At 75.4% G+C, this 8,646-nt stretch carries 7 protein-coding genes and 1 pseudogene; 2 read left to right on the top strand and 6 right to left on the bottom strand.

The genetic code is table 11. The features are described from left to right. The 3 genes and pseudogenes from ACFXA3_RS21415 to ACFXA3_RS21405 all read right to left on the bottom strand — a co-directional run. A pseudogene (locus ACFXA3_RS21415) lies at positions 1-1,646 on the bottom strand (DUF5107 domain-containing protein); the annotation flags it as partial. Positions 1,647-1,735: 89 nt separating this feature from the next. After that, positions 1,736-2,635 carry an arginase family protein gene (locus ACFXA3_RS21410; RefSeq protein WP_385188925.1) on the bottom strand — a complete coding sequence of 300 codons (900 nt, stop codon included), beginning with the start codon at positions 2,633-2,635 and terminating at the stop codon, positions 1,736-1,738. A gap of 4 nt (positions 2,636-2,639) precedes the next feature. After that, a complete protein-coding gene (locus ACFXA3_RS21405; protein WP_385188923.1) occupies positions 2,640-3,218 on the bottom strand; it encodes a GNAT family N-acetyltransferase in 579 nt (192 codons plus the stop codon). Between the two features lie 11 nt (positions 3,219-3,229). On the opposite strand from ACFXA3_RS21405, the gene ACFXA3_RS21400 reads away from it, so the two are divergent. Together ACFXA3_RS21400 and ACFXA3_RS21395 are read left to right on the top strand one after the other, a co-directional pair. Then, entirely contained in the window at positions 3,230-3,979 is a 750-nt protein-coding gene (locus ACFXA3_RS21400; protein WP_385188921.1) for a hypothetical protein, read from the top strand. Between the two features lie 58 nt (positions 3,980-4,037). Then, positions 4,038-4,277 carry a hypothetical protein gene (locus tag ACFXA3_RS21395; RefSeq protein WP_385188919.1) on the top strand — a complete coding sequence of 80 codons (240 nt, stop codon included), beginning with the start codon at positions 4,038-4,040 and terminating at the stop codon, positions 4,275-4,277. On the opposite strand, the gene ACFXA3_RS21390 is transcribed toward ACFXA3_RS21395, so the two are convergent. The 3 genes from ACFXA3_RS21390 to ACFXA3_RS21380 are packed head-to-tail and all read right to left on the bottom strand — an operon-like array spanning position 4,221 to position 8,551. After that, positions 4,221-6,296 carry a prolyl oligopeptidase family serine peptidase gene (locus tag ACFXA3_RS21390; protein ID WP_385188918.1) on the bottom strand — a complete coding sequence of 692 codons (2,076 nt, stop codon included), beginning with the start codon at positions 6,294-6,296 and terminating at the stop codon, positions 4,221-4,223. The two genes, ACFXA3_RS21395 and ACFXA3_RS21390, sit on opposite strands and share 57 nt — an antisense overlap. A 13-nt stretch (positions 6,297-6,309) precedes the next feature. Then, positions 6,310-7,716 (bottom strand): M20/M25/M40 family metallo-hydrolase, encoded by a 1,407-nt coding sequence (locus ACFXA3_RS21385; RefSeq protein WP_385188916.1) that lies wholly within the window; start codon positions 7,714-7,716, stop codon positions 6,310-6,312. A 1-nt stretch (position 7,717) separates the two neighbouring features. Next, positions 7,718-8,551: a M55 family metallopeptidase gene (locus ACFXA3_RS21380; protein ID WP_385188914.1), complete on the bottom strand. Its 834-nt coding sequence runs from the start codon at positions 8,549-8,551 to the stop codon at positions 7,718-7,720. Positions 8,552-8,646: the final 95 nt, after the last annotated feature.

Genomic DNA, 8,646 nt, shown 5'->3' with positions numbered 1-8,646 from the left:
CGCACCACCAGCCCCCCCGCTCCCAGCGAGACGCGCTCCCGGCGAGCCCTCCCCGGGGCTGCCCCCTCCCCCCGCCCCTCCGCCACCGCCAGGCAGCGCAGCAGCGGCCACCGCGAGGGGGCCAGCGCCAGGCCGCGCTCCCAGCTGCGCACCGCCTGCGCCACGTCCCCGGCGTGCCACTGGGCCACGCCCAGGTGGTACTCGGCCAGCGGCTCGGCGGGAGCCGTCTCCAGCATGTCCCGCCAGTGCGGGGCGACCAGGCTGGGCCCCGGCGGCGCGACCCGCCGCGGGGTGGGGAAGACCCCGGTGCGCCAGAGCTCCAGCCAGGGGGCCTGGGCCTCGCCGAGCCCCGATTCCGGGAAGGGGGTGCCGGGCAGCTTGTGCCCGCCGCACAGCACTTCCAGCGCGCCCCATCCGGAACCGGCGGCCAGCCGTTCCCCCGGTTCGGTGTCGGCGCAGCCGCGCCACGCCTCGTACGCCTGGTCCACCCGCTCCGCGGGCAGGGCGGCGGCCAGGGCGGTCTGCGCGGCGGACCGGGCCGCCGCCCAGTCGGGGCCGTGCACCGGCCCCGGGTCCGCGGACAGCGGCCCGTACGCCTCCAGCCAGCTGAACTCCGCCCCGGCCTCCAGGCGTACGTGCTCCAGCTGGGTGCGGGCCAGACCGGCCTGGATCTCGGCGTAGCCGCCGGTACCGGGCTCGGTCAGCCACTCCTGCCAGCGGCGGCCGCCCTCCCCGGCGCCCCAGACGAACAGCTTGCGCCCGCGCAGCCGGGCCGTGGACGTGTGGACGAGCCCGTGTCCCCCGGCGTCCAGCGAGGCGATCCAGGGCCGGGCCCCGGCCGGGACCTCGTAGAAGAAGTCGGCCGGGTACGTGCTGCCCAGCGGGTAGGTGCGGTCCTCGCCCTCCCAGTGCGGCACGGGGATGCGCCGCAGCGCCCGCTCGTACCCGAAGTGCCAGGCCTCGTCGGCGGGGGCGAGCACCCGCGTGCCCGGGTCCTCCGGGACGGCGGTGTTGGACCACCAGTACACGGGGGCGGGACGTTCGTGCGGGTTGCGGACGCGGACGCCGACGTAGAGGAACTCCGAGTCCCCCGGCAGCCACAGGTCCACCTGGAACGGGAGGTCGCGCAGCCGTTCCCATTCCCAGAGGCGGACCATCTCGCCCCCGTCGGGCGCCGGTACGAGCGCCGCGTGCAGCGGGGCGCAGGACAGGGTGGTGTGGCCGGTCGCACCGACGTTCCACTCGATGCCGCCCGAGAACCAGGCGCCGTTGAGGGCGAAGTTGGCGGGCTGGAACACCGGGTTGCGGTACAGCAGTTCCCGGCCGGTGGGCACGTGCACGAGGGAGTGCACCCGGCCGCCGAGCCCGGGCAGCACGGTGACGCGCAGGTGCGCGTTCTCGATGACGACAGCCTCGAACTCGGTGTCCTGCCTGCGCCGTTGGTAGCCGTCCAGCAGCCGGACGGGCAGCAGGGAGCGCAGCGGCTCGTACCCGATCTGCCGGGCCATGTCGCGCGGGAGGTCCTCGCGCGTGCGCTCGTCCAGGGTGTGCACGTCGGCGGGCGCACGCAGGACGGGCAGCGGGTTCTCGGGCCCCAAGGGGGCTGCTGGCAGGGTCAGTACGGCACGGCGGACGGTGGTGGCCATGCAGGAAATGGAACACGCCACGGCGGCCGGTGCACAGGGGTTCCGCGGATCACCACCGGTCAGGATTACGCAAAGCCCTGGCCGGAGCGCTACGCGAACGCGCCGGCGACCAGGTCCGCGAGCAGCGCCGCGGACCGCCCGTCCGGGTCGAGGTCCGGATCGTAGACGGTGACGTTGAGGCCGACGCAGCGCGGGGAGCCCACCAGGACGCACAGCAGTCCGGCGAGTTCGCCGGGGAGCAGGCCGCCGGGGTCGGGGCTGTCGACGGCGGGCATCACCTCCGGGTCCAGTACGTCGGCGTCGAGGTGGACCCAGAACCCCTCGGTGTCCGGCGGGTGGAGTCCGTCCAGCGCGGCGCGGGCCACGGCGGCGGCGCCGCGGGCCCGGATGTCCCCGACGGTGGCCGTGGAGATCCCCGCGGCGCGCAGCTCGGGCAGGTCCCCGTCGCCGTCGCGCAGCCCGAAGAGCCGTACGTCCTCGTCCCGGAGGTAGGGCCCGCGCCCTTCCAGGTCGGCGAGGTCGGCCTGGCCGCGGCCGGTGGCGAGGGCGAGCTCCTCCCCGGCGGCCGCTCCGACGGGCCCGTTGACGGCTTCGTTGCCGGGGTGGCGGAAGTCGGCGGAGCCGTCGATCGCGGCCAGTCCGTACCGTCCGACGCGGCGCATGGCGAGACTGGCGCCGAGCTGGATCGAGCAGTCCCCGCCGAGGACCACGGGGAACTCCCCGGCGCGCAGGTGTTTTTCGATCCGGTCGGCGAGGGCGAGGGTGTAGGCGGCGAGCGGGCCGGCGTGGAAGACCCCGTCGCCCTCCCGCCAGTTGCCGCGGTCGTAGCGCGGCGGTACGACCACCCCGCCCTCGCGGGCGCCGAGCCGGCTCAGCAGGCCCTGCTCGCGCAGGGCGCCGGCCAGTTTGTAGACGCCGGGGACGGTGGCGGGTGCGGGCGGGCGCAGGCCCAGGTTGGACGGGGCGTCGAGGAGCACCAGGCTTCGCATCTCCTCATCCTGCGCGATCCGCGGCCGCAGGACCAGACATTTCGGTGGTGATCGCCCAGCGCTCGTGGTCGCGCCAGGCGCCGTCGACGAAGAGGAAGCCGGGCGAGAAACCCTCCAGCCGGAACCCGGCCCCGCGGACCAGGGCGAGGGAGGCCGCGTTGCCGGGCTGGATGTTGGCCTCCAGCCGGTGCAGTTCCAGGCCGCCCTCGTCCTCGGGGGCGAAGGCGTGCGCCACGACGAGACCCAGGGCCTCCCGGAACAGCCCGCGCCCGGCGGCGTGCGCGAAGGCGCCGTATCCGAGCGCCCCGCAGTCGAACGCGCCGCGGACGATGTTGTTGATGTTGACGAAGCCGGCGATGGCCCCGGTCTCCCGTTCGCAGACCAGGAAGCCCACCCGCGTCTCGCCCTCGATCAGCGACGTCGCGTAGGGCTCGTACTCCTCGATCGTCGCCGGCGGGGCGAGCCAGGGGTGGTGGAGGTGCCGGCTCTCGTGCACGTGGGTGGTGAACTCGGGGCCGTCGGCGAGCCGGAAGGGCCGCAGCCCGACGTGCCGTCCCTCGCGCAGGTACGCGGAATATGACATCCGCCCAGGCTATGAGCTGTGACAGGATTCCCGGCGTGATCATCACCCCGGACACCGAAGAACTGCTGCACGCGGCGGTACGCAACAACGCGGAGTGGTGCGCGGCGGTCAGCGGCGGCGGCGCGTTCGCACCCGACGCGTGGACCAGCGCACGCCGCACCCCGCCGTACTACCCCGACGGCGTGACCCTGACCCGCGGCGCCTCGGCGCAGGCGCTGCTGGCCGGGATGGACACCACCTCCCCCGGCTGCTCGGTGAAGGACAGCTTCGCCTCGCTCGACCTGGCTCCGGCGGGCTTCGAGGTGCTGTTCGGCGCCGAGTGGATCCACCGGCCCGCGGACGCCGCGGCTCCGGCCGTGTCCGCACTGGCCTGGGCCCGGGTCGCCGACGCCGGGGAACTGGCCGACTGGGAGGCGGCCTGGGACGGTGAGGAGAGCGGCGGCCTGTTCTCCGCCGGCCTGCTCACGCCGGAGATCGCCTTTCTCGCCGGGCGGGCCGCGGACGGGCGCATCGTCGCCGGGGCCGCCGCCAACCGGACGGGCGGGGTCGTCGGGATCTCCAACGTGTTCGCCGCGGACGGCACCCGGGACGACGAGGCCTGGGCGGGCGCCCTCACCGCCGTCACGGCCCTGTGGCCCGGCCTGCCGGTCGTCGGCTACGAGGCCGGGGACGACCTGGACACCGCCGTCCGCCACGGCTTCGCCCCACTGGGCCCGCTGCGCGTCTGGCTGCACACGGCCCGGCCGGAGCCTCGCTGCTAAAATGGGTGGATTCTGCCCGAAACAGGGCGGGAGCCCGACTCAGGGTTGGGGTGAGTGCATGCGGACCCACCGGACCGACGCGCGGCCCGCCCACCGGCGCGCGGCGCTGCTGGCGCCCTGCGCCGCCCTGTTGATCACGGCCGGCGTGCTCCCGGCCGCCTCCACGGCGCCGCTCGCGGACCGGCCGCCGGCGCCCGCCCCCGCGGCGACGATGACGCCGCCCGCCCCCACCCGCATCCCGTCACCCCTGAAGCCGATCAAACCGGCCGCTTTCCGGGCCGCGGTCGACCGGGGGTGATCCGGACCGGACGGCGTCCGGCTCCCCGGCCGGGGCCGGTTCCAGGGCGATGCGGGGGACGTCGGGCCGGTCGAAGCCGAACACCTGGGCGTACAGCGAGAGTTCCGCCTGGAGCGCCCGGACCATGGTGTCGGCGCGCCGGAACCCGTGCCCCTCGCCCTCGAAGGCGACGTACGCGTGCGGCACCGGACGCCCCCGCAGGGCCGCCAGGAACCGCTCCGCCTGGGCCGGCGGGCAGATCGGGTCGTCCAGGCCCTGGAGCAGCACGAAGGGGGCGCTGATCCGGCCGGCGCGGGCCACCGGCGAGCGCTCGCGACAGCGTACGGCCAGGGTCTGCGGGGGGCCGGCCAGGCCGTCGACGTAGCGGGACTCCAGGTCGTGGGTCTCGTCGGCGAAGCCCCGCAGGTCCAGGACGGGGTAGATGATCGTGCCGCAGGCGTACAGGTCGCCGGCGGCCAGCGAGGCCGCCGCCGTCCAGCCGCCCGCGCTGGCGCCGCGGACGGCGAGCCGGCCGGGGTCGGCGGTGCCCTCGGCGGCCAGTGCCCGGGCCACCGCCGCGCAGTCCTCCACGTCGACGACGCCCCACTGCTCGCGCAGCCGTTCCCGGTAGGCGCGCCCGTAGCCGCTGGAGCCGCCGTAGTTCACCTCGGCCACGCCGATGCCGCGCGAGGTGAAGTAGGCGATGTGCAGGTCGAGTACGGGCGGCACGTGGTCGGTGGGGCCGCCGTGCGCCCAGATCACGTACGGGGGCAGTTCCTCGGCGGGGGCCCGGCACGCGGGGTGGTGCGGCGGGTAGACGTGGGCGTGGATCTCCCGGCCGCCCGGGCCGAGGAAGGTCCTGCTCTGCGGTTCCGGATAGTGGGAGGGGTCCACCGGGTCCACCCCGGCCGCGCCGATCACCCGGGCGTGCCCGTCCACGGTGTCGAGCTCCACGACCTCGTAGGCGCTGCGCGGGCTGGCCGCGACCCCGTAGACGCGGGTGCCGTGCGCGGCGAGGGTGGGCTGCCAGGCCGTCCACGGCCCGGCGGCGTCCACCAGGTCGCCGCTCTCCGGGTCGAGGACGCCGAGCACCGAGGAGCCCTGGCCGTGCAGGACGGCGAGGAGCCCTCCGGGGAGCGGGGCCAGCCAGCTCAGCCCGGGCTTCCACAGGGGGCCGCCGAACTCCTCTTCGCGCGGGCACAGGTTGACGGCCTCGCCGGTCGCGGGATCCACCCGGTACGGGTTCCACCAGCCGCTGCGGTCGCTGACGGCGAGGAGGTCGCCGCGGGGGGTCCACTCCACCTGGGCCACGGCCTCCTCGGGGCCGCCCAGTACGGTGCGGGCGCCGGCGAGGGTCCCGTCGGGGCGGACCTCGGCGATCCGCGCCTCGGTGCCGTCCCAGGGCATCCGCGGGTGGTCCCACACCAGCCAGGCCGCGTGCAGGCCGTCGGGTGACAGTCGCGGCCCGGTGGTGAACCGGTGCCGGTCGTCGGTGAGTTCGCGTACGAGGGCCCGGTTCCCGGCGGCGGAGCCGTCCAGCGGAACGGCGGCCAGCACCCGGCGCACGTCGGTGGGCGCCGGCCCGGTGAACTCCTCCAGTACGCACCAGACTTCGTTCCCGCGCAGGACCGGATCGGCCCAGCGCAGTCCGCCGCCGACCGCGGAGACGGGGGTGAGGGGCCGCGGGGCCGCGCCGCCCGGGGCGTCGGGCTCGTACGCGTACATGCGCTGGTCGGCGAAGTGGACGAACACCACCAGGGGCCCGCCCGCGGGCCGTTCGACGCCGGCCCAGGGCCGGCCGCCGTACTCGGTGACGCGGCTGCGGACGTTCCACGGCGCGGGCAGCACCGAGGCCTCGGGACCACCGTCGGCGGGCCGGCGCACCAGGGTGCGGCGGCCCCCCTCGGCCGGCCGGGGTTCGGTCCACCACACTTCCGGGCCGACGGCGCCGACGTACTCGGGCCGCCCGTCGAGCGAGGCGGCGGCGGCCGCGTCGAGGGGCGAGGGCCAGCTGCCGTAGGGCCCGGTCGGCACCGCCATCACCGGCTCCCCCTCACAAGGTCCGCAGGGCGTGGTCGAGGACGCGCACCCCGAAGTGCAGGGCGTCGACGGGGACGCGCTCGTCCACGCCGTGGAACAGGGACCAGTAGTCGAAGCCCGGGGGCAGCTTCAGCGGGGAGAAGCCGTATCCGGTGATCCCGAGCCGGGAGAACTGCTTGGCGTCGGTGCCGCCCGCCATGCAGAACGGCACCACGTGGCCGTCCGGGTCGAAGCGCTCCACGGACTCGCGCAGGATCGCGAACGTCCGCCCGTCGACGGGGGCTTCGAGGGCCACCTCGCGGTGGTGGAACGCCCAGGTGACGTCGGGGCCGGTGAGGGCGTCGAGCGTGGCGATGAACTCGGCCTCGCCGCCGGGGAGCATCCGGCCGTCCACGTAGGCGGTGGCGGTGCCCGGAACCACGTTCAGTTTGTAACCGGCCTCGAGCATGGTCGGGTTGGCGCTGTTGCGCACGGTCGCCTCGACGAGGAGGCCGGCCGGGCCGAGTGTGCCGAGGACCGCGTCGACGTCGAAGCCGCGGGCGCGGGGGTCGACCGACAGGCCCTGGAGGGCGGCGAGTCGGGTGATGCAGGCGGCGACGGTGTCGGTGAGCCGGACGGGCCACCGGTACTCGCCGATCCGGGCCACGGCCGCGGCGAGCCGGCTGACGGCATTGGCCCGGTTGGGCTTGGAGCCGTGCCCGGTCGTGCCGTGGGCGGTCAACTTCAGCCAGGCGGTGCCGCGTTCGCCGGCCGCAATCGGGTAGAGGGCCTGGCCGGGGCCGTTGTGCAGGGTGAAGGCACCGGATTCGCTCAGCCCTTCGGTACAGCCCTCGAAGAGGTGCGGGTGCCGGTCGGCGAGGAACCCCGAGCCGTCGACGGCGCTGTCCTCCTCGTCGGCGGTGTAGGCGATGACGACGTCCCGGCGGGGCTTGACACCCGCGCGCGCCCAGGCCCGTACGACGGCCAGCACCATCGCGTCCATGTTCTTCATGTCGACGGCTCCGCGGCCCCAGACCACCCCGTCGCGGATCTCCCCGGAGAAGGGGTCCACGCTCCAGTCGGCGGGCTCGGCGGGGACCACGTCGAGGTGGCCGTGGACGAGGAGGGCCTCGGCGCCGCGGTCGGAGCCCTCGATCCGGGCCACCACGTTGGTGCGGCCGGGCGTGCGTTCGAGGAGGACCGGTTCCAGGCCGGCGTCGGCGAGGCGCTCGGCGACGTACTCGGCGGCGGGGCGTTCGCGGCAGTCGCCGCCGCCCCGGTTGGTGGTGTCGATGCGGATCAGGCCGGAGGTGAACGCGACGGCCTCGTCGAGCGCGACCCGGTCCACCGGGCTCACGGGGCTCACCGGGCTCACGGGGCTCACCGGGTCCGCCACGGGTCCGGGCCCCCCGGCGGGGCACTCCTGGGTGACTGCGGGCATGTCAGCCATACTGCTCCTCCACGGCCGCGGAGACGACCGTCGTGACCGCTTTGAAGGCCCGGATCCCCTCGTACATCGTCTCGCTGGTGTACGCGACCCGGCGTTCCCCGGAGCGTTCGACCCCCGGGACGACGGTCGCGGTCAGCGCCAGGTGCTCGGCGTCGAACTCCAGCTCCACGGTGTACGGGCCGCCGGGCGCGGGTTCCCGGCGGACGGCGAGGGCTGCGGCCTCCTTGGCGGCGGCCCGGATGTCGGCGGCCGTGCGGGCCGGGGTGCGGCAGACGGCGGCGTAGCGGGAGACGTGGTCCTTGACGGCGACCTTGACCGCGTCCGGCGCGTAGCCGTCGGCGTCGACGCAGGTCAGGTCGTCGCCGGTGACGAGGACGACGGGGACCCCGTACTCGGCGACGACGTGCGCGTTGAGCAGCCCCTCGCTCGCGCGGACGCCGTTGAGCCAGACCCCGGTGATGGAGTTGGCGAGGTAGGTGTGGGCGAGGACGCCGGGTGTGCCGGCGCCGGTGTGGTAGCCGACGAACGCGATGCCGTCGACGTCACCGTGCTGGACGCCCTCGACCATGCTGAGGGACTTGTGGCGGCCGGTGAGCATCTCGGCCCGCTCGTCGAGCTGTTCGAGCAGCAGGTTGCGCATGCTCCAGTGGGCCTCGTTGATCAGGACCCGGTCGGCGCCGCCGTCGAGGAAGCCGAGGACGGCCGCGTTCACGTCGGAGGTGAACAGCCGCCGGCAGCGCTCCCACTCGGGTGTGCCGGGCAGGACGTCGGCGGGCCAGGTGACGCCCGTGGCGCCTTCCATGTCGGCGGAGACGAGGATCTTCATCGGGCCCCCCGGGCGGGGGGGGGGGCGGGCCGCCCGGGGGCGCGGGCACAGTGGTGGGTGTGGGGGTGTCGGGCACACTAGCGTGAAAAAAAAAA

The organism is Streptomyces sp. NPDC059456 (assembly GCF_042750055.1).
Taxonomy (GTDB): Bacteria; Actinomycetota; Actinomycetes; order Streptomycetales; family Streptomycetaceae; genus Streptomyces.
This window is presented reverse-complemented; position numbering and strand designations above follow the sequence as displayed.

Bases quoted from the DNA above. Each gene is read 5' to 3' on its own strand.
- ACFXA3_RS21410 (WP_385188925.1), bottom strand. From the start codon at position 2,635: ATGCGAAGCCTGGTGCTCCTCGACGCCCCGTCCAACCTGGGCCTGCGC.
- ACFXA3_RS21405 (WP_385188923.1), bottom strand. From the start codon at position 3,218: ATGTCATATTCCGCGTACCTGCGCGAGGGACGGCACGTCGGGCTGCGG.
- ACFXA3_RS21400 (WP_385188921.1), top strand. From the start codon at position 3,230: ATGAGCTGTGACAGGATTCCCGGCGTGATCATCACCCCGGACACCGAA.
- ACFXA3_RS21395 (WP_385188919.1), top strand. From the start codon at position 4,038: ATGCGGACCCACCGGACCGACGCGCGGCCCGCCCACCGGCGCGCGGCG.
- ACFXA3_RS21390 (WP_385188918.1), bottom strand. From the start codon at position 6,296: ATGGCGGTGCCGACCGGGCCCTACGGCAGCTGGCCCTCGCCCCTCGAC.
- ACFXA3_RS21385 (WP_385188916.1), bottom strand. From the start codon at position 7,716: ATGCCCGCAGTCACCCAGGAGTGCCCCGCCGGGGGGCCCGGACCCGTG.
- ACFXA3_RS21380 (WP_385188914.1), bottom strand. From the start codon at position 8,551: ATGAAGATCCTCGTCTCCGCCGACATGGAAGGCGCCACGGGCGTCACC.